Origin of the sequence: Nitrobacter sp. NHB1 (genome assembly GCF_036964665.1) — a bacterium.
GTDB lineage: Bacteria > Pseudomonadota > Alphaproteobacteria > Rhizobiales > Xanthobacteraceae > Nitrobacter.
Map to the genome: position 1 here is coordinate 1,103,343 of NZ_JBAMDA010000001.1, position 17,679 is coordinate 1,121,021.

Consider the following 17,679-nt stretch of genomic DNA (forward strand, 5'->3'; position numbering starts at 1 on the left):
CACCCCCGCGCATTTTGCATGGAACGATCCCCCGCTCTATCCAACGCGATGGCCATGCTCCATTCAACGCAGAGCACTGACTCATCCCGCCCTTCCGAGTTTTTGTGAACGCCCTCGGATCTGGAGCTATCGCGCGACGGACTGAGGACCAGTGTGCATCACCTGCGTCAGACAGACCGGCTATTGTGAGATTCGATCAGGGAAATTGCGGTATGGATATCAAGCGTGGCGTACGCGATAGAGCGCGACTCGCTCTTCGGTCAGAACGCCACGGAGGTTTTTGATGAAAGTTCACAGAGCCGCACGATTCGTGACCGTTACTGGCAGTCGTGCCAACGTCGAGCGACAATCCGTCGATATCCTGTTCGCGGGCGACGACGGAAAGGACTATGCGATCGAGATCGACCCCTCCATCTTAGCGGCCCTGGTCGCTCGGCGAGGCCAAGGAGCTTCACGCCAGCCTTCCTGAGTTGTCCGATCTTCCGATGCAGGAGCTTCGGACTACCCAGATGTCCGTTTCGATGTCTCCCGACGGTACGCTGGCCTGGAGGATTTCCCTGGCCGGGGACATCCATTTCGATCTGGCCTTCTCTCCCGAGCAGTTTCGCTCGCTGGACCGCAAAATGGCGATGGTGCGTGAACTGATCGACCGCCGCATTCAATAACTGGACGAATTTCGCCGAACCCGCCGCCGAGATCGGCGGCGATATCGTAACAGACTGAATTCATTGTTGATTTGCCAGAACCGAATTAAAACTCAAAATGACGTGCGGATTAACGTTACGGCGAGCCAAATTTGCGATTTCGTGTTGCCGCAAATTTTGAACACATTCTGCCGGAATAACGCGGCAATCACGACATCGAGGATCTGGTTCATGCGCGTTACTCGCATTCAAGCTGCTCTTTTTTCATGCGTCCTGACTGCGGGTTTTGCTGCTCCGGCCCTTGCCCAGACGCCCTACGACGGGCTTTGGAACGTCAAAATCGTCACCAAAACGGGTAGCTGCGACCCGGTGGCGCAATATCCCATGACGGTGACCGACGGCAAGGTTTCGGCGGCCGACGCCGACGTCACCGGCAGCGTCGGCCACCGGGGTCGGGTGAGGGTGTCAATCCGCGGCGCTTACGCCAACGGCCAACTCAGCGGCAATGCCGGATCCGGCAAGTGGAACGGCGCATCCGCAGGAATTCCTTGCAGCGGCCGCTGGGAAGCGTCGCGTCAGTAAAATCGGGGTCGAGGGCAATGGGATTCGGGGCAACCATGTCACGAGGATTATCGACGGCGTGCGCCGTCGGCGCTGCGATGATGCTTTCGGTGTCCGCGAGTTACGCGGGGGCCGGTCCGTTCGAAGGCCTGGCTGGCGTCTGGACCGGGCGCGGCACCATACAGCTCGAGGGTGGCTCGACCGAAAATATTCGATGCAAAGCCACCTACGCGGTGAGCGGCGACGCGCAGGGCCTCAATCAGACGCTGCTGTGCGCCAGCGACAGTTACAAATTCGAACTCAAGAGCAACGTGCTTGCCAAGGGTGGGGTTTTGTCCGGCACTTGGCACGAAACCAGCCGCAATGTTGGCGGAACTCTCGAAGGGCGTGCCGGCAACGGGCAGTTTAACGTCAACGTCAGCGCTCCCGCATTCACGGCGAAGCTCAAATTGACCACGCATGGCAACCGGCAGAACGTCGTCATCAGCTCCGAGGGTCAGTTCAGGGGCGCCCGTATCTCGCTATCGCGCTCCTGATTTTTTCAAGCCTTTGTCGGCCTGGCATTTCTGGCGGTTGCTTTCGTCAGGCCGCACGCGTCGGTGCCACCTCTTTAGCCCGTCACGTCAGCGACCCGCGGCCTTGCGTAAGGCAACATTGATGCGGTCCTGCCAGCCCGGACCGCCCTCCTGAAAATATTCCAGGACGTCCTGGTCGATCCGCAGCGACACAAGCTGCTTGACGCCGGGCAGCGCGGCCGTCTTCGGTGGAGCTTCGGCGACCTTCTTTGTCACCTGCTTGAACGCGGCCTCCGCCTCGGTGCGGGCATCGTTCAGCGTCCTTGGCCGTCTCGGTGGTTCTGCCATCGCCTCTTTCCTGAAAATCCGCTCGCAAGACAATTCGATCAAATTCCCTCGAACAGCGCAGTCGAGAGATAGCGCTCCGAAAACGACGGGACGACGGCAAGAATCGTCCGGCCCGCGCTCTCCGGCCGCTTGCCGATGGCAAGCGCCGCCGCAACCGCGGCGCCGGACGAAATGCCGCCCGGGATGCCTTCGTTACGCGCCAGCGCGCGGGCGGTTTCGAGCGCCGTGGCGCTATCGACCTTGACGACTTCGTCGATGACGGAACGATCCAGGATGTCCGGGATGAAACCCGCGCCTAATCCCTGAATCTTGTGCGGCGAATGCCGGCCGCCCGACAAGACCGCGCTCTCTTCCGGCTCCACCGCAACGATGCGCAGCGCCGGCTTGCGCGGCTTCAGGGCCTGACCGATCCCCGTGATGGTCCCGCCGGTACCGACGCCCGCCACGATATAATCGATGTTTCCGCCGGTATCGTTCCAGATCTCCTCCGCCGTGGTGCGCCGGTGAATCTCCGGGTTGGCGAGGTTCTTGAACTGTTGCGGCATCACGGCGTGCGGCGTCGTGCGCACCAGTTCCTCGGCCATGGCGATGGATCCCCTCATGCCCTCTGCCGCCGGCGTCAGAACGATTTCAGCGCCCAGAAACGCCAGCATCTTGCAGCGCTCCGTCGAAACCGATTCCGGCATCACCAGCTTCAGGCGGTAGCCGCGCGAGGCTGCAACGAAGGCCAGCGCAATGCCCGTGTTGCCCGATGTCGGTTCGATCAGAACGGTGTCGGCGTGGATCTTGCCGGCCTTCTCCATCGCGATGACCATCGCGGCGCCGATGCGATCCTTCACGCTCGCGGCCGGGTTGAAATATTCCAGCTTGGCCAGAATTGTCGCGTTCACGCCGTGCTGCTGCGGCAACCGGCGCAGCCGGACGATCGGGGTGTCGCCGACCGTATCGACAATACTGTCGAACACGCGGCCACGGCCGGCACGGTGCGATGCATCGGTATTCGACTGCGTATCCATGTCAGCGTCCTTGAGTAACGGGTTGAAACAATGCGCATCCTCTCCATAGGGTCAGCTAGCACCCGGGGGCAAGCGCCGTGCGTGCTGCAACAATCCATTGCACCGCAAAACCGGGCGCCCGCAAAACTAGAATCGTAAAAGAAACGTATTTGTGTTGCGACATCGTCAAACATTGCATTTAATGAAGAACTCAGCTTAGCCTGATCAAAGAGGAGGTCACGATGCCGGCGATTGCTGAAATCCAGTCGACCGCCCTGCCACACTCCGCGCGGCGGGAATCCGATCTTCCGACCTGCCCGGTTTGCGCTGATACGATGATCGCGGCGGAAGCATCGGCATATCTGTCGGATAACCTCATCGGCCATTTGTGGAGTTGCGACACCTGCGGTTACGGTTTCGTGACCAAGCATGTCATTGTCCGACGCATCGCCTGCAACTGATAGACACGTCCAACGCAGCCTGACATCAACGCGCGGCAATATCGCCGCGCGCCCAGTCTTCACGCGTCCGTTCACGAAATTGCTGAAAGGTTTCCTCGGTGATCGCCGCGCGCATGGCCTGCATCAGGTTCTGGTAGTAGGCGACGTTGATCCCGGAGAGCAGCATCGCGCCCAGCGTTTCGCCCGATCGAACCAGATGATGAAGATAGGCCCGCGAATAGTTTCGCGATGCCGACCATGAACTCTCTTCGTCGAGCGGACGCGGATCGTCGGCATGGCGCGCGTTGCGCAGGTTGATTTGGCCGAAGCGAGTGAAGGCCATGCCGTGACGCCCGTTCCGCGTCGGCATGACGCAATCGAACATGTCGATGCCGCGCGCGACGGCTTCCAGCAGATCGTCCGGCGTGCCGACGCCCATCAGATACCGCGGCCGGTCCGCCGGCATCGACGGAACCGTTTCCTCGATCATCGCGAGCATCACGGCCTGCGGTTCGCCGACCGCGAGGCCGCCGATGGCGTAGCCGTGGAAACCGATTTCGTTCAGCTCCCGCACGCTCGTGCGACGCAGCTCGGGGCTATCGCCCCCCTGAACGATACCGAACAGCATATTGGCAGCGGGCGCCCCCTCGAAAGCGCGCTTGCTGCGCTCGGCCCAGCGCAGCGAGAGCCGCATGGCGCGCTCCATGTCGTTGCGCTCCGCCGGCAGACGCACGCATTCGTCGAGCTGCATTGCTATGTCGGAGCCGAGCAGCCGCTGGACTTCGATCGCGCGTTCCGGCGTCAGTTCGATCGCGGCGCCGTCGATATGGGATCGAAAGGTCACGCCCTGCTCTTTCACCTTTCGCAACTGCGCCAGCGACATCACCTGGAAGCCGCCGGAATCCGTCAGCATGGGCCCGCCCCAGGTGGTGAATTTTTGCAAACCACCGAGTTCGGCGATCCGCTCGGCGCCCGGCCGCAGCATCAGATGATAGGTGTTGCCGAGCACGATATCAGTCCCGGCATCGCGCACCTCGCGCCATTGCAGGCCCTTCATGGCGCCCTGCGTCCCGACCGGCATGAACGCCGGCGTTCGCACCGCGCCGTGCGGCGTGGTCAGCATTCCGGTACGAGCGTCGCCGTCGCGGCCGAGAAGCTCGAAATGGTTGGCGAGGCTCATGCGCCGGACCTGCCCGGAAATAGCAGGCAGGCATCGCCATAGGAATAGAACCGGTAGCCTGCGGCAATGGCGTGAGCATAGGCCTGTTTCATGGTTTCAAGGCCGCTGAAGGCCGAGACCAGCATGAACAGCGTCGAGCGCGGCAGATGAAAATTCGTCATCAGAATATCGACGGCGCGAAAGCGATAGCCCGGCGTGATGAAGATCGCGGTCTCGCCGGTGAACGGCGCGATCTGGCCGTCTTCCCCGGTCGCGCTCTCCAAAAGCCGCAGCGATGTCGTGCCGACCGCGACGATCCGGCCACCGCCGGCCCGCGCCGCATTCAGCGCCTCGGCGGTCTCGGCTGAAATCGTGCCCCACTCCGAATGCATGCGGTGCCCGGCGGTGTCCTCGGTTTTCACCGGAAGAAACGTGCCCGCGCCGACGTGCAGGGTCAGCCGGTGAAGGCCCACGCCGCGTTCGCGCAGCGCCGCTTCCATCGCCGGCGTGAAGTGCAGTCCCGCGGTCGGCGCGGCGACCGCGCCCTCATGGGCCGCGAACATGGTTTGATAGTCCGCCGCGTCGCGATCGTCAGGCTCGCGCCGTGAGGCAATGTAGGGCGGCAGCGGCGGTGAGCCCAGATCGGCAATGGCCTGATCCAGCGTCGGCCCGTGAAACGAAAAGGCGAACGTGACTTCGCCCTCCTCGCCCTTGCTTTCGACCTGCGCATCCAGGTGCCCGAGGAAGCACACCCGCCCATCGTTGCCGAAGCGGACGATATCTCCCGCCACAAGCTTCCTGGCGGGCTTGACCAGCGCGTTCCACCGCGAGCCGTCGAGGCGCTTGATCAGCGTCGCTTCGATCCTCGGCTCGGCTTCGCGGCCGATGCGGCGGCCATGCAACTGCGCGGCAATGACGCGGGTGTCGTTGACGACGAGCTGGTCGCCGGGCCGCAGCCATTTTGGCAGATCGCTCACCCGCTGATCGTGCAAGCCCGCTCCCGGTTGCACCACGAGCATCCGCGCCGAATCGCGCGGGCTCGCCGGACGCAGCGCGATGCTCTCGGACGGCAATTCGAAATCGAAGAGATCGGTTCGCATACTGTAAGCCGTCATTGCCGGGCTCGACCCGGCAATCCATCTTTCTTGGAAAGACTCTTGTGAAGATGGATGGATGCGCGGGTCAAGCCCGCGCATGACGGGTGTCAGCGTTCAAGCCGCATCGGCAGCCATACGTGCCTTGACGATCTTGTCGGGATTTTGCACCGGCTCGCCGCGCTTGATCTTGTCGACGTTCTCCATGCCTTCGGTCACCTTGCCCCAGACGGTGTATTGTCCGTCCAGGAACGAGGCTTCGCCGAAGCAGATGAAGAACTGGCTGTCGCCTGAATCCGGACTTTGCGCCCGCGCCATGGATGTCGTGCCGCGCACATGCGGCTCCTTGTTGAACTCGGCCTTCAGTTTCGTGCCCGAGCCGCCCGTCCCGGTGCCTTGGGGGCATCCGGTCTGCGCCATGAAGCCGTCGATGACGCGATGGAAGACGATGCCGTCGTAGAAGCCTTCACGCACCAGCTCCTTGATCCGCGCAACATGACCGGGAGCGAGATCGGGACGCATCTCGATGGTCACGGGCCCCTGTGTGGTTTCGAGGATCAAAGTGTTGTCGTTGTCAGCCATGCTCTCTTCTCTCTCGGTTTGGGATAGGTTCGTCGGTCGTCAAATCGGATGGTCAGGGGACGGCCCGCAATCGCATCGCCCATGCCCGAAGTAAATGGCATCGGAGCGCAGCGTTGCAATGCTTGCATCACGGCCGTCCGGTAGATGATGCGCTCCTCGTCCGTTGCGCTGCGCGTCTCGTAGGTGATGCGGGGGCGACCCAGGAGGCTGCCGTCGCGCCTGAAGGTGAACTGCACGGTGATCTCCATGCCGGGGTTTCCGCGCGGCAAGGCTGGGGGCTGCCAGCATCGCGTCAACCGCGCGGACATGGCGGCCAGATTCGGCACTCCATCCTCCTGCGCAACCGCGTGTCCCGATCCAACACCGCCGATGCAGATCGCAACGCAGATCGCAACGCAGATCGCAACGATGACGGCCAGCCACCGCATGATCCGCATTCACTTGATGTCGGAGGCAACCTGAACCTTCAGCATCTTGTCCGGGTCGGTGACAGTGCCACTCGCCGAGCCGGCGGGCGCCTTCTTCAGCTTGTCCACCACATCCATGCCGGAGACGACATCGCCCACCACGGTGTATTTGCCGTTGAGGAAGGAGGCGTCGGCAAAGCAGATGAAAAACTGCGAGTTCGCCGAGTCCGGACTTCCCGCGCGCGCCATGCCGACCACGCCGCGCTTGAACGGCACGTTGGAGAACTCAGCCTTGAGGTTCGGATATTTCGATCCGCCGGTGCCGTTGAAATTCTGGCCGTCGCCGGTTTGCGCCATGAAGCCGGCCATGACGCGATGGAACGGAACGTTGTTGTAGAAGCCATCACGAGCGAGCTGCTTGATGCGCTCGGCATGTTTGGGCGCGATGTCGGTCCGCAGCTTGATGACGATGGTGCCCTTCGTGGTCTCGATCACGATCGCGTTCTGCTTGTCGAGGTTGGCCGGCAGCGGCTGGGCGAAAGCGGGGATCGCGAACATCAACGCGGCGACGAGGCCAAGGATTCTAATCATGACAACTCCGGATCAGAGGAAGGCCGGCTCATTCAACCGGCGAATTTGGTCTTGAGACTCGATGCGACCGGTTGCGGAACGAAAGCTGATACATCGCCGCCCATGGCTGCGATCTGACGCACCAGTGTGGCGGTGATCGGGCGAACGCCGGGCGAAGCCGGGACGAATACCGTATGCACGCCGGGCGCCATGGCCTCGTTCATGCCCGCGATCTGCATTTCATAATCGAGATCGGTGCCGTCGCGCAGGCCGCGGACCAGGATCGTGGCGCCGGCCTTTTGCGCCGCGGCAATCGTGAGATCGTCGTAGGTCGTGCAGTCGAAGGCGCAGCCGGCTTTTGCGGCAACCGGGGCGAACACCGAGCGCACCATCGCAAGACGCTCCTCGGCCGGGAACAGCGGCGTCTTGCCCGGATGAATGCCGATGGCAACGACCAGCCGGTCGCACAGGACGACAGCGTGCCTGACGACATCAACGTGACCGTTGGTGACGGGGTCGAACGATCCGGGATAGAGCGCGACGCGAGACATATTCCCCTCTAGCGCGACCGCCAGGAGGCCGCAAGCGAAGCGGGTTCCACAATCAGCGCTGCCGGAGCCGATATTTATTTTCCAGCGCCGACCGAACCCAAACAGGGGGTCGCGCGTCTTCTCGACGTGGCGGCGAGATCACTGAAATCATTGCAGATTCCGGCACTCTGTTTCGCCCGACGAGCCAGGACGAAACAGGAGGAAATAGGACGAAACAATTCTTCGGCCGATGAAACCACTTTCGGGAGGACACGAAGACATCGCGAAACCGGGGCGGGCTATCAATCCGTCCAACCAACCGGGCCGCCAAGCCACAAACGGCAAGGCCTAAATAACAAGGGGACCGTCATGACCAAGGCTCTTTCCGCAGTCGCGGTTGCAGCGTTCATTGCAGCCGCCCTCACCATTCTGCCGGGTTTTGCCCCGCAGGTTTCGGCCAGCACGCCGGTCGCGCTCGCCAAGGGCGACCGACTCGACATTCGCCCCGTCGGCACGGACTGCTCGCAGCAGACCTGGCCGAATTTCGAGACGTCCTGCCTCCGCGTCTCCGGTTCCAAAACGATCGTTCGTGAAGCCCGCCTGGTGACGGCAGCCCGTCACTGACCCGGATCTTCGAGCTTTCGTTCTTCCAACCTCCAAGGCGAAGCCGTCCGTATGCCCACGGGCGGCTTTTGCTTTCCGGCACAGGCGAAGCGGCGCTATCCGCCGTTGCCGTTCTCGTTCTCCTCGCGGATGTGCTCGACCGACACCACGCGCTCGTCCTCCGCCGTGGTGAAGACGCGAACGCCCTTGGAGGCGCGGCTCGTGATGCGGATACCCTCCACCGGCACCCGGATCAATTGCCCGCCATCGCTCACCAGCATGATCTGGTCCGACATCTCCACCGGGAATCCCGCCACCAGATGCCCGATCTCGCCGAGCTTGGTCGGATCGCTGGCGCGGATGCCCTTACCGCCACGTCCCGAAACCCTGAATTCGAACGACGACGACCGCTTGCCATAGCCATGCGCCGTGACAGTGAGCACGAACTGCTCGGCGGCGCCCATCTCCACATAGCGCCCCTCGGGCAGCGAGAGATCGGTATGCGCGGCCTCGTCGGCCTCCGGCGTCGCCTCTTCGGGCTCGATATCCTCGCCGGTGGCGGCACGGCGGATCGCACCGGACTGTTTCAGATAGGCGGCGCGCTCGGCCGGCGTCGCATCGAAATGATGGAGAATCGACAGCGAGATCACCCGGTCGCCTTCAGCCAGTGCGATACCCCGCACGCCCATCGACGTCCGGCCCGAGAACACCCGCACGTCGGACACCGGGAAACGGATGCACTGGCCGCCAGCGGCAGTCAGCAGCACGTCGTCGCGCTCGGTGCAGATCTGCACGTCGACGATTGCCTCGCCCTCGCCGAGTTTCATCGCGATGATGCCGGAGCGCCGGACGTCGACGAAATCGGAAAGCTTGTTGCGCCGGACCGTGCCGCTGGTGGTCGCGAACATCACATCAAAGTTGGCCCAGGACGATTCATCCTCGGGCAGCGGCATGATGGTGGTGATGCGCTCGGTTTGTTCGAGCGGCAGGATGTTAATCATCGCCTTGCCGCGCGCATTCGGGGCCGCCATCGGCAGGCGCCAGACCTTTTCCTTGTAGACCTGGCCGCGTGACGAGAAGAACAGCACCGGCGTGTGGGTGGACGCCACGAACAGCCTCGAGACGAAATCCTCTTCGCGGGTCTGCATGCCAGAGCGGCCCTTGCCGCCGCGCTTTTGCGCCCGATAGGTCGACAGCGGCACCCGCTTGACGTAGCCGGCGTGCGAGACGGTCACAACCATGTCCTCGCGCTGGATCAGGTCCTCGTCCTCGACCTCGCCTTCCTGCTCGACGATGACGGTCTTGCGCGGGGTGGCGAATTCGGCCTTCACCGCACCAAGCTCGGTCTTGATGATCGCCTGCACGCGGGCGCGCGAACGCAGGATATCCAGATAATCGGCGATCTCGACGGCGAGCTTGTCGAGTTCTTCGGAGATTTCCTCGCGGCCGAGCGCGGTCAAGCGCTGCAGGCGCAGATCGAGAATGGCCTTGGCCTGCTCCATCGACAGCCGCGCCGTGCCGTCTTCATTCAGGCGATGGCGCGGATCGTCGATCAGCGTGATCATTGCCGCGACGTCCTTGGCCGGCCAGTCGCGCGACATCAAGGTTTCGCGGGCGGTGGTCGGATCCGGCGAGGTGCGGATGACGCGGATGATCTCGTCGATGTTGGCGACAGCGATGGCGAGGCCGACCAGGATGTGAGCGCGGTCGCGCGCCTTGTTGAGCAGGAACTTGGTGCGGCGGGTGACGACCTGTTCGCGGAAGGCGATGAACAAGGTCAGAAAGTCTTTCAGATTCATGAGCTGCGGACGGCCCGCATCCAGCGCCACCATGTTGGCGCCGAAGTTGGTTTGCAGCGGCGTGAACCTGTAGAGCTGGTTGAGCACGACTTCCGGAACGGCGTCGCGCTTCAATTCAACGACGACACGGAAACCGTCGCGGTCGGATTCGTCGCGCAAATCCGAGATGCCTTCGATCTTCTTGTCACGCACCAGTTCGGCGATGCGCTCGACCATCGTCGCCTTGTTCACCTGATAGGGAATTTCGGAAACGATGATCGCTTCGCGGTCCTTGCGCGCCGGCTCGATCGAGACCTTGCCGCGCATCACGATCGAGCCCCGGCCGAGGTGATAGGCCGAGCGAATGCCCTGTCGTCCCAGAATGATGCCGCCGGTCGGGAAATCCGGACCCGGCACGATGTTGATGAGGTCGTCGATTCCGAGCGCGGGATCGTCGATCAGCGCCACGCAGGCGTCGATGACTTCGCCGAGATTGTGCGGTGGGATATTGGTGGCCATGCCGACGGCAATGCCGCCGGCGCCGTTGACCAAAAGGTTCGGAAACTTCGCCGGAAGGACCGCCGGCTCTTTCTCGCTGCTGTCGTAGTTGGGCTGGAAGTCGACGGTGTCCTTGTCGATATCGTCGAGCAGCGATTGCGCGATCTTGGTCAGGCGGGATTCGGTGTAACGCATGGCCGCGGCCATATCGCCGTCCACCGAGCCGAAATTGCCCTGCCCGTCGATCAGCGGCACGCGCATGGAGAAACCCTGCGCCATGCGCACCAGCGCGTCGTAAACCGACTGGTCGCCGTGGGGATGGTATTTACCGATGACGTCGCCGACGGTGCGCGCCGACTTGCGATAAGGCTTGTTCCACTCGAAACCGTTCTCGTACATCGCATAGAGAATGCGCCGGTGAACCGGCTTGAGACCGTCGCGCGCATCCGGCAGCGCGCGTGCCACGATCACGCTCATGGCGTAATCGAGATAGCTGCGCTTCATCTCATCGAGGATGGAAACGGGCCGAATGCCCGAAGGCGCCGGCGGCTCTCCGGACTTCGTATCTTCAGTGTCTGACAATCGAGGATTCCGGTCGGTTTCTGCTCGGAATCATATAGCCTATCGAGGCCTCGCGAACCACCCCCGACACCGTCCCGTGCAGCGTTTTTCCTTTTGTTTTTCCAGATACTTAGAGCGGGATGAAATGAGCTTGAATCATCGTCATTGCGAGGAGCGCAAGCGACGGAGCAATCCGGTCTTTCGGAGTGGCTCCTGGATTGCTTCGCTTCGCTCGCAATGACGGGAAGCTCACGATCTACAGCCCCGGCCGCGTCGTCGGTCCGCTCGGGCCGGATGTTCGCCATCGACGCCTGTATTACGGACGTTCGTCGTCGATATCGGCATTCCGGCCGCTGCCCGAGGGATCGTTCGCGCCGACATCGCCGTCGGCGGAATCGTCGCTTTCCGGCTCCAGAGCCGGGGCCAGCGCCAGTTCGAGATCGCCGGCCTCGAGCGGATCCTCATCGTCGTGCAAAGCGGGATCGTCGGATGGCGTCGGAACCATGAAGCCGCCGGGCAGACGGGAATCCAGCAACCCCGTTCCCTTCAGCTCCTCCAGGCCCGGCAGGTCGCCGAGGCTTTCGAGAGTGAACTGGGACAGGAACGCCTCCGTGGTTCCGAAAGTGAGCGGGCGACCCGGTGTCTTGCGGCGGCCGCGCGGCTTGATCCAGCCGGTCTCCAGCAGCACATCGAGCGTACCCTTGGAGGTGACGACGCCGCGGATTTCCTCGATCTCCGCACGGGTCACGGGCTGATGGTAGGCAATGATCGCCAGCATCTCGATGGCCGCGCGCGACAGGCGCCGGGTCTCCGTGCTTTCCCGCGTCATCAGCCAGGCCAGATCGCCCGCAGTGCGGAACGTCCACTTGTTGGCGATGCGCACCAGATTGACCCCGCGCGAGGCGTAGTCCGCTTGTAATTGCGCGAGCGCGACCTTGATGTCGACGCCGTCGGGCATCCGCTTGGCCAGCGCCGCCTGATCCAGCGGCTCGGACGAGGCAAACAGCAGCGCCTCCAGCAACCGCAATTCCTCGGGGCGCGCTGCGGGGTGTTCCAACTGAGGTTCATCGAGCCGCTCCACGCGCATTTCCGCCAGGCTTGCCATCGCTCGGTCTCCTTCTTCCACTTACTGCGCCGGAGCGTCCGACCCCGTCACCGGAGCGGATGCCGGCTGCGACGCACGCTTGCGAAAATAAAGCGGCGCGAACGCCTCTTTCTGGTTCAGATCCATGACGCCTTCGCGGACCAGTTCGAGCGCGGACGCAAAACTCGATGCGAATATGGTGGCCCGCTGCGAGGGATCGACGACAAAGGTCATCAGATAGTCGTCGAGGCATCCCCAGTCCTCGCCGGACAGGCCGACCAGACGCTCCAGGGACGCCCGCGCCTCGCTCAACGACCAGACCGTGCGCTTGGCCATGTGGACGGTCGCCAAGACGCGCTGCTGGCGCTGCGCGGCATAGGCGGTGAGCAGGTCGAACAACGTCGCCGTAAACCGCGGATGGCGGATCTCCGCGATCGCCTCCGGATTTCCGCGCGGAAAGATGTCGCGCCGCAGTTGCTGGCGGTTCATCAGGCGGTTCGACGCTTCCCGGATGGCCTCGAGGCGGCGCAGGCGATTGGCGAGCGCCGTGGCCATCTCGCCGGCGCTCGGTCCGTCCGCAGTCGCCGGTTCCGGCAGCAGCAATCGCGATTTCAGGAACGCCAACCACGCCGCCATCACCAGATAATCGGCGGCCAGTTCGAGACGAATCTTGCGCGCCGCCTCGATGAAAACGAGGTACTGGTCGGCGAGCGCCAGAATTGAGATTTTCGACAGGTCGACCTTCTGCTGCCGCGCCAGCGCCAGCAACAGGTCAAGCGGGCCTTCATAGCCCTCGACATCGACCATGAGCGCAACGTCGTTATCATCGACGCGCGCGGCCGGCCGTCCCGTTTCAAACGACAGAATTTCCGCGCTCATGCGCCTGCTGCTCCCGCTGCCGTCAACGCGTCGAGTTCCGCCCGCGCCGCCTCGCGGTCGAACGGCTGCGGCGGCTTGCGCGATGCCAGGGCCCGTCGCGCACGGTCCAGCGCTTTTCCCGACAGCTCCGGGGTTTCCCCGGCGACCTGACGCATTTCGTCGAGATTGCCGTTGCAATGCAGGACCATGTCGCAACCGGCCGAAACGATTGCCCGGGTCCGCTCGGCAATTGATCCCGTCAACGCATTCATGGACACGTCATCACTCATCAACAATCCCTGGAACCCGATCGTTCCGCGAATCACCTGTTCGATGATTGTCGCAGAAGTCGTGGCCGGTTGTGTGGGATCAATCGCGCTGAACACAACATGTGCGGTCATCGCCATCGGCAGGTCGGCGAGCGGCCTGAATGCAGCAAAATCAATGGCTTCCAGGTCAATCTTCGAGGCATCCACGACCGGCAGCCGATGGTGGGTGTCGGCGGTCGCCCGCCCATGCCCCGGAATGTGCTTGAGAACCGGCAGAACGCCACCCTGCTCCAGCCCCTCGGTGACGGCGCGCGCGATTGTCGCGACCTTGACCGGATCGGCGCCATAGGCGCGATCACCGATGACGGCATCGGCGCCGGACGCCGGAACGTCCGCCAGTGGCAGGCAATCGACGGTAATGCCGAGATCGGCGAGGTCGGCCGCGATCAGTTGCGCGCTGAGCCGCGCCGCTTTCAGCCCCGCGGCGCGGTCGCGGTCATAAAGGGCGCCAAACATCGCGCCCGGCGGATAGGCCGGCCAGTGCGGCGGACCCAGCCGCTGCACGCGGCCGCCTTCCTGATCGATCAGGACGGGGGCGTCGCTATCGCCGACCGTCTCCCGAAAGTCTTGAACCAAACTCGCAACTTGCAGGGGGTTATCGACATTGCGCTTGAATAGAATAAAGCCCCATGGCCGCTCGACGCGGAGGAACTCGCGCTCCTCCGCTGTCAGGCTCAGGCCGGACATACCCGTGATAAATGCGCGTACATTCATGGCGGCCGATTAGCTCGCGTCGGCAGCGAGGGTCAAGGAAACCGCGGTTAATTCCTTTGGACGACGCACTGTCCGCCGGCCGATTTGAGGCTGCCGCAGACGCGCGATGCTTCCTCGGACGAGCCGAACGGCCCAACCATCGCGCGATAGTAGACACCTCTCGCACCAAGGTCGGCGCGTTTGACCAATAGAGTCCGCGACCCCAGCACCGACGGGAATTTGCCCTGCAGCACCCGGAACGAGGCCTGCGCGTCCGCTTCGTTCCGTTGCGATGAGACCTGGACCAGATAGCCGCCGGCGCTGGCTACGGCCGACGCCTGCTGGCCCGGATTGGTCGAAGCCATCCGGGTCCGCGGTTCGTTGGCGCCCTGCGGGGACAGCGACAGCGGCGGATTTGCACCAGACGCAGCGGTGGCCGCAGGCGTATGCCGGGTGGCGACAGGTGCTGGAGCTGCCTGAGATTCATGCCGGGCGATAGTTGCAGCCGCAACATCGGCCTGATCGCCACGAACCGTCAGCGTCCTGACCCTGCGCGGTTCGTCGCCGGCAAGTGTCCCGTTCGCGACGGTCGCGGGAGGCCGGATATTCGGCGCCACGCTTGCCGCAGACGGCGGATTGGCGTTCTGGTTCAATGGCGGGAATACCACGCGCGGACCGGAGGTCGTGGCTTCCTTGACGTCGACGGGCTGCTCTTCACGCGACACCATTTGCTCGGTGCCGTTCTCCGTGGACATCCGGTCCTGAATCAACTTGCCGACGGCATCGCCCGTACTGGCCTGCCGCGGAACGATCTTGTTGGGTTCGGCGTCGGCCTTGATGACCGGCGGCGCGCCGCTCGGGGACGTGCCGACATAGGTGCGGTAGGCATACGCTGCCCCGGTGCCGAGGACCGCGAGCGCCAGAACCGCGACCACCGTCGCCATCCTGCCGCGACGCCTGGGAGCCGGTTCTTCCCCCTCTTCCCCGTAGCCGTCCTGATAGCCGAAAGGCGCTTCCGAATACGTCTCGCGGGGAAACTGATCCTGATACGCATCGCGGGGAACGCGGTCCTCATACGCATACGCGCGCTGCTCGTCCGGCAGACGGCCGTACAGCACGTCGTCATAGCGGTCGGGATCGGCCTGAGGAAGATAGGACTCCGGCTCGGGGTGCTGAACGTGCGGCTGATCGTCGGGATAGACAGCCGCGCGCCGCAAAACCGGGTGCGGCGCGACTTCGACGTCTTGCGGCGGATCAGGTTGAGCCATCCGCCTTTGAATCCACGACGGCGGCGAAGCGGGAGCGTCGTCTTCGATCGGGGGCAGCGGCTCAAAGTGATCGACGGGATCATCCGCGGGGATCGTCGGTGCGCTGCGTTTGATATCGCCGAAGGGATCGGTCTGGCCGATCAGCCGGGCCAGTTCGGCAAGCGGATCGGGCTCCGCCTGGGCGGTCGCGCGGCGATCGTCGCGCCCGTAATCGTCGTCCTCCGGGAAAGGCCGGTCCTGATATCGATGAGCCATCGTGATGTCGCGTCCCTTCCGGAAAGGCGCCAACTCGCTCGTTCTAAACGAAACAGCAGCCAATCAAGCCGTCACCCCCCTCGTGTCGGCTATACCCCACTATCGCATCTCGTTCGGCGCATGGACGCCGAGAACGGCAAGTCCCGATGCCAGAACAGAGACGACGCCCTGAACCAGTGCCAGCCGCGCCCTGGTGATTACTGCATCATTATTGATAATGAAGCGTAAATGAGGCATATCGCGCCCTTTCGTCCAGAGCGCGTGAAATTCGCTTGCGAGATCATAGAGGTAGAATGCGATCCGGTGCGGCTCGTGCGCGAGCGCGGCGGCTTCGACGGTTCGCGGATAAAGCGCAAGCCGCCGCAGCAATCCGAGTTCCGCCGGATCGGTCAGCCGTTCGACGGCAGCGTCAGCAAGAAAAGCGGCACGTTTTAAGGCGTCGTCCGGCAGGTCCGGGAACGCCTCGCGGGCATTGCGGAAGATCGAAAATCCACGGGCGTGGCCGTACTGCACGTAGAACACCGGGTTGTCTTTCGACTGCTCGATGACTTTGGCGAGGTCGAAATCCAGCACCGCGTCGTTCTTGCGGAACAGCATCATGAAGCGCACCGCATCGGAGCCGACTTCATCGACCACTTCGCGCAAGGTGACGAAATCGCCGGAGCGTTTCGACATCTTTACCGGCTCGCCGTTGCGCAACAGCTTCACGAGCTGCACAATCTTGACGTCGAGCGTCGCCTTGCCCGCCGTCACCGCCTTGATCGCGGCCTGCACGCGCTTGATGTAGCCGCCGTGATCGGCGCCCCAGACATCGACCATGTTGAGAAAGCCGCGGTCGAACTTGGTTTTGTGATAGGCGATATCGGACGCGAAATAGGTGTAGCCGCCGTCCGATTTTTTGAGCGGGCGATCGATATCGTCGCCATAGGCAGTGGCGCGGAACAGGGTCTGCTCGCGATCCTCATAGTCTTCGACCGGCGCGCCTTTCGGCGGCGGCAACCGTCCCTCGTAGACGTCGCCCTTCGCGCGCAGGAAATCGATGGTCGCGGCGACGCGGTCATTGCCGCCATCGATCAGTGAGCGCTCCGAGAAGAACACCTCATGCCCAATGTTGAGCGCTGCGAGGTCGCCCTTGATCATCTCCATCATCATGGCGATGGCTTTGGCGCGCGCGACCGGGAGCCACTCCGCGTCCGACGCGCTCAGCAGCCTGTCGCCGTGCTCGGCGGCGAGCGCCTGCCCGACTGGCTTGAGATAATCGCCGGGATAAAGCCCTTCCGGGATCTCGCCAATATCCTCACCTAACGCCTCGCGGTAGCGCAGGAATGCCGAGCGCGCCAGCACGTCCACCTGCGCGCCCGCATCGTTGATGTAGTATTCGCGCGTCACATCGCAGCCTGCCATCGACAGCAGGTTGGCGAGCGCATCGCCGAACACCGCGCCGCGGCAATGACCGACATGCATGGGGCCGGTCGGATTGGCGGAGACGTATTCGACGTTGACCTTCTCGCCCGCGCCGATCGCGCTGCGGCCATAGTCCTCGCCTTCCCGCAGCACGGTGCGCAGCGCATCCGACCAGACCTGCGGCTTCAGGGTCAGATTGATGAAGCCGGGACCGGCGATCTCGACCCTGTCGATCAGGCCGTCGGTGCGCAGTTTTGCGGCAATCGTCTCGGCAAGATCGCGCGGCTTGGTTTTAGCATCCTTCGCCAGCACCATCGCGACATTGGTCGCCATGTCGCCATGGGAGGCGTCGCGGGGTGGCTCGACCACGATCCGCGACAGGTCAAGTCCCGCCGGCAGCGCGCCGTCTTCCGCAAGCGCCGCACACGCCGTATGCACCCGCGCAAGCACGTCCGCGAAAAGGTGCTGCGATGGACTGGAATTGGTCATGATATCTGCGACTT

Annotated in this window: 20 protein-coding genes; 6 read left to right on the forward strand and 14 right to left on the reverse strand. The window is 63.3% G+C overall.

Annotated elements, in window-relative coordinates; translation table 11 throughout:
* Positions 1-283 precede the first annotated feature (283 nt).
* The 4 genes from V4R08_RS05165 to V4R08_RS05180 all read left to right on the forward strand — a co-directional run bounded on the left by V4R08_RS05165 (position 284) and on the right by V4R08_RS05180 (position 1,741).
* A complete protein-coding gene (locus tag V4R08_RS05165) occupies positions 284-469 on the forward strand; it encodes a hypothetical protein (RefSeq protein ID WP_335578361.1) in 186 nt (61 codons plus the stop codon).
* Positions 470-509: 40 nt separating this feature from the next.
* Positions 510-665, forward strand: coding sequence for a hypothetical protein (locus V4R08_RS05170; RefSeq protein WP_335578362.1), 156 nt, complete (start codon positions 510-512; stop codon positions 663-665).
* 210 nt (positions 666-875) lie between these two features.
* Entirely contained in the window at positions 876-1,226 is a 351-nt protein-coding gene (locus V4R08_RS05175; RefSeq protein WP_335580186.1) for a hypothetical protein, read from the forward strand.
* Between the two features lie 17 nt (positions 1,227-1,243).
* Positions 1,244-1,741: a hypothetical protein gene (locus tag V4R08_RS05180; RefSeq protein ID WP_335578363.1), complete on the forward strand. Its 498-nt coding sequence runs from the start codon at positions 1,244-1,246 to the stop codon at positions 1,739-1,741.
* Between the two features lie 87 nt (positions 1,742-1,828).
* Here V4R08_RS05180 and V4R08_RS05185 read toward each other — a convergent pair whose 3' ends face one another.
* Together V4R08_RS05185 and cysK are read right to left on the reverse strand one after the other, a co-directional pair.
* A complete protein-coding gene (locus V4R08_RS05185) occupies positions 1,829-2,068 on the reverse strand; it encodes a BrnA antitoxin family protein (RefSeq protein ID WP_335578364.1) in 240 nt (79 codons plus the stop codon).
* A gap of 38 nt (positions 2,069-2,106) precedes the next feature.
* Entirely contained in the window at positions 2,107-3,084 is a 978-nt protein-coding gene (cysK, locus tag V4R08_RS05190) for a cysteine synthase A (protein WP_335578365.1), read from the reverse strand.
* 221 nt (positions 3,085-3,305) lie between these two features.
* On the opposite strand from cysK, the gene V4R08_RS05195 reads away from it, so the two are divergent.
* Positions 3,306-3,524, forward strand: a complete 219-nt coding sequence (locus tag V4R08_RS05195; protein WP_335578366.1) for a hypothetical protein — start codon at positions 3,306-3,308, stop codon at positions 3,522-3,524.
* Positions 3,525-3,549: 25 nt separating this feature from the next.
* Here the strand turns inward: V4R08_RS05195 and tgt are convergent, their stop codons facing one another.
* The 6 genes from tgt to coaD form a co-directional block, all read right to left on the reverse strand.
* Positions 3,550-4,683, reverse strand: a complete 1,134-nt coding sequence (gene tgt, locus V4R08_RS05200; RefSeq protein WP_335578367.1) for a tRNA guanosine(34) transglycosylase Tgt — start codon at positions 4,681-4,683, stop codon at positions 3,550-3,552.
* Positions 4,680-5,762, reverse strand: coding sequence for a tRNA preQ1(34) S-adenosylmethionine ribosyltransferase-isomerase QueA (gene queA / locus V4R08_RS05205; RefSeq protein ID WP_335580187.1), 1,083 nt, complete (start codon positions 5,760-5,762; stop codon positions 4,680-4,682). The genes tgt and queA overlap by 4 nt, the downstream gene beginning before the upstream one ends.
* A gap of 111 nt (positions 5,763-5,873) precedes the next feature.
* The gene (locus V4R08_RS05210) at positions 5,874-6,338 is read right to left on the reverse strand and encodes a peptidylprolyl isomerase (protein WP_335578368.1); all 465 of its coding nucleotides are present in this window, start codon (positions 6,336-6,338) and stop codon (positions 5,874-5,876) included.
* Positions 6,314-6,766 (reverse strand): cell envelope integrity protein TolA, encoded by a 453-nt coding sequence (tolA, locus tag V4R08_RS05215; RefSeq protein ID WP_335578369.1) that lies wholly within the window; start codon positions 6,764-6,766, stop codon positions 6,314-6,316. The genes V4R08_RS05210 and tolA overlap by 25 nt, the downstream gene beginning before the upstream one ends.
* A 9-nt stretch (positions 6,767-6,775) precedes the next feature.
* On the reverse strand, positions 6,776-7,336 hold the full coding sequence (locus V4R08_RS05220; protein WP_335578370.1) for a peptidylprolyl isomerase: 561 nt from the start codon (positions 7,334-7,336) through the stop codon (positions 6,776-6,778).
* Between the two features lie 32 nt (positions 7,337-7,368).
* On the reverse strand, positions 7,369-7,866 hold the full coding sequence (coaD, locus tag V4R08_RS05225; protein ID WP_335578371.1) for a pantetheine-phosphate adenylyltransferase: 498 nt from the start codon (positions 7,864-7,866) through the stop codon (positions 7,369-7,371).
* A gap of 348 nt (positions 7,867-8,214) precedes the next feature.
* Between coaD and V4R08_RS05230 the strand changes: the two genes are divergently transcribed.
* Positions 8,215-8,469, forward strand: coding sequence for a hypothetical protein (locus tag V4R08_RS05230; protein ID WP_335578372.1), 255 nt, complete (start codon positions 8,215-8,217; stop codon positions 8,467-8,469).
* Between the two features lie 95 nt (positions 8,470-8,564).
* Here the strand turns inward: V4R08_RS05230 and gyrA are convergent, their stop codons facing one another.
* The 6 genes from gyrA to argS form a co-directional block, all read right to left on the reverse strand.
* Positions 8,565-11,306, reverse strand: a complete 2,742-nt coding sequence (gene gyrA / locus V4R08_RS05235) for a DNA gyrase subunit A (protein ID WP_335578373.1) — start codon at positions 11,304-11,306, stop codon at positions 8,565-8,567.
* 295 nt (positions 11,307-11,601) lie between these two features.
* Entirely contained in the window at positions 11,602-12,390 is a 789-nt protein-coding gene (scpB, locus tag V4R08_RS05240) for an SMC-Scp complex subunit ScpB (RefSeq protein ID WP_335578374.1), read from the reverse strand.
* A gap of 21 nt (positions 12,391-12,411) precedes the next feature.
* Positions 12,412-13,248 (reverse strand): segregation and condensation protein A, encoded by an 837-nt coding sequence (locus V4R08_RS05245; protein ID WP_335578375.1) that lies wholly within the window; start codon positions 13,246-13,248, stop codon positions 12,412-12,414.
* Entirely contained in the window at positions 13,245-14,270 is a 1,026-nt protein-coding gene (gene nagZ / locus V4R08_RS05250) for a beta-N-acetylhexosaminidase (RefSeq protein WP_335578376.1), read from the reverse strand. Before nagZ ends, V4R08_RS05245 begins: the two co-directional genes overlap by 4 nt.
* Positions 14,271-14,317: 47 nt before the next feature.
* On the reverse strand, positions 14,318-15,772 hold the full coding sequence (locus V4R08_RS05255; RefSeq protein WP_335578377.1) for an SPOR domain-containing protein: 1,455 nt from the start codon (positions 15,770-15,772) through the stop codon (positions 14,318-14,320).
* A gap of 99 nt (positions 15,773-15,871) precedes the next feature.
* Complete coding sequence (gene argS / locus V4R08_RS05260) at positions 15,872-17,665, reverse strand: arginine--tRNA ligase (protein WP_335578378.1); 1,794 nt, start codon at positions 17,663-17,665, stop codon at positions 15,872-15,874.
* Positions 17,666-17,679 lie beyond the last annotated feature (14 nt).

Coding starts and splice junctions, on each gene's coding strand:
- V4R08_RS05165 (WP_335578361.1), top strand. CDS start 284: ATGAAAGTTCACAGAGCCGCACGATTCGTGACCGTTACTGGCAGTCGT.
- V4R08_RS05170 (WP_335578362.1), top strand. CDS start 510: ATGTCCGTTTCGATGTCTCCCGACGGTACGCTGGCCTGGAGGATTTCC.
- V4R08_RS05175 (WP_335580186.1), top strand. CDS start 876: ATGCGCGTTACTCGCATTCAAGCTGCTCTTTTTTCATGCGTCCTGACT.
- V4R08_RS05180 (WP_335578363.1), top strand. CDS start 1,244: ATGGGATTCGGGGCAACCATGTCACGAGGATTATCGACGGCGTGCGCC.
- V4R08_RS05185 (WP_335578364.1), bottom strand. CDS start 2,068: ATGGCAGAACCACCGAGACGGCCAAGGACGCTGAACGATGCCCGCACC.
- cysK (WP_335578365.1), bottom strand. CDS start 3,084: ATGGATACGCAGTCGAATACCGATGCATCGCACCGTGCCGGCCGTGGC.
- V4R08_RS05195 (WP_335578366.1), top strand. CDS start 3,306: ATGCCGGCGATTGCTGAAATCCAGTCGACCGCCCTGCCACACTCCGCG.
- tgt (WP_335578367.1), bottom strand. CDS start 4,683: ATGAGCCTCGCCAACCATTTCGAGCTTCTCGGCCGCGACGGCGACGCT.
- queA (WP_335580187.1), bottom strand. CDS start 5,762: ATGCGAACCGATCTCTTCGATTTCGAATTGCCGTCCGAGAGCATCGCG.
- V4R08_RS05210 (WP_335578368.1), bottom strand. CDS start 6,338: ATGGCTGACAACGACAACACTTTGATCCTCGAAACCACACAGGGGCCC.
- tolA (WP_335578369.1), bottom strand. CDS start 6,766: ATGCGGTGGCTGGCCGTCATCGTTGCGATCTGCGTTGCGATCTGCGTT.
- V4R08_RS05220 (WP_335578370.1), bottom strand. CDS start 7,336: ATGATTAGAATCCTTGGCCTCGTCGCCGCGTTGATGTTCGCGATCCCC.
- coaD (WP_335578371.1), bottom strand. CDS start 7,866: ATGTCTCGCGTCGCGCTCTATCCCGGATCGTTCGACCCCGTCACCAAC.
- V4R08_RS05230 (WP_335578372.1), top strand. CDS start 8,215: ATGACCAAGGCTCTTTCCGCAGTCGCGGTTGCAGCGTTCATTGCAGCC.
- scpB (WP_335578374.1), bottom strand. CDS start 12,390: ATGGCAAGCCTGGCGGAAATGCGCGTGGAGCGGCTCGATGAACCTCAG.
- V4R08_RS05245 (WP_335578375.1), bottom strand. CDS start 13,248: ATGAGCGCGGAAATTCTGTCGTTTGAAACGGGACGGCCGGCCGCGCGC.
- nagZ (WP_335578376.1), bottom strand. CDS start 14,270: ATGAATGTACGCGCATTTATCACGGGTATGTCCGGCCTGAGCCTGACA.
- V4R08_RS05255 (WP_335578377.1), bottom strand. CDS start 15,772: ATGGCTCATCGATATCAGGACCGGCCTTTCCCGGAGGACGACGATTAC.
- argS (WP_335578378.1), bottom strand. CDS start 17,665: ATGACCAATTCCAGTCCATCGCAGCACCTTTTCGCGGACGTGCTTGCG.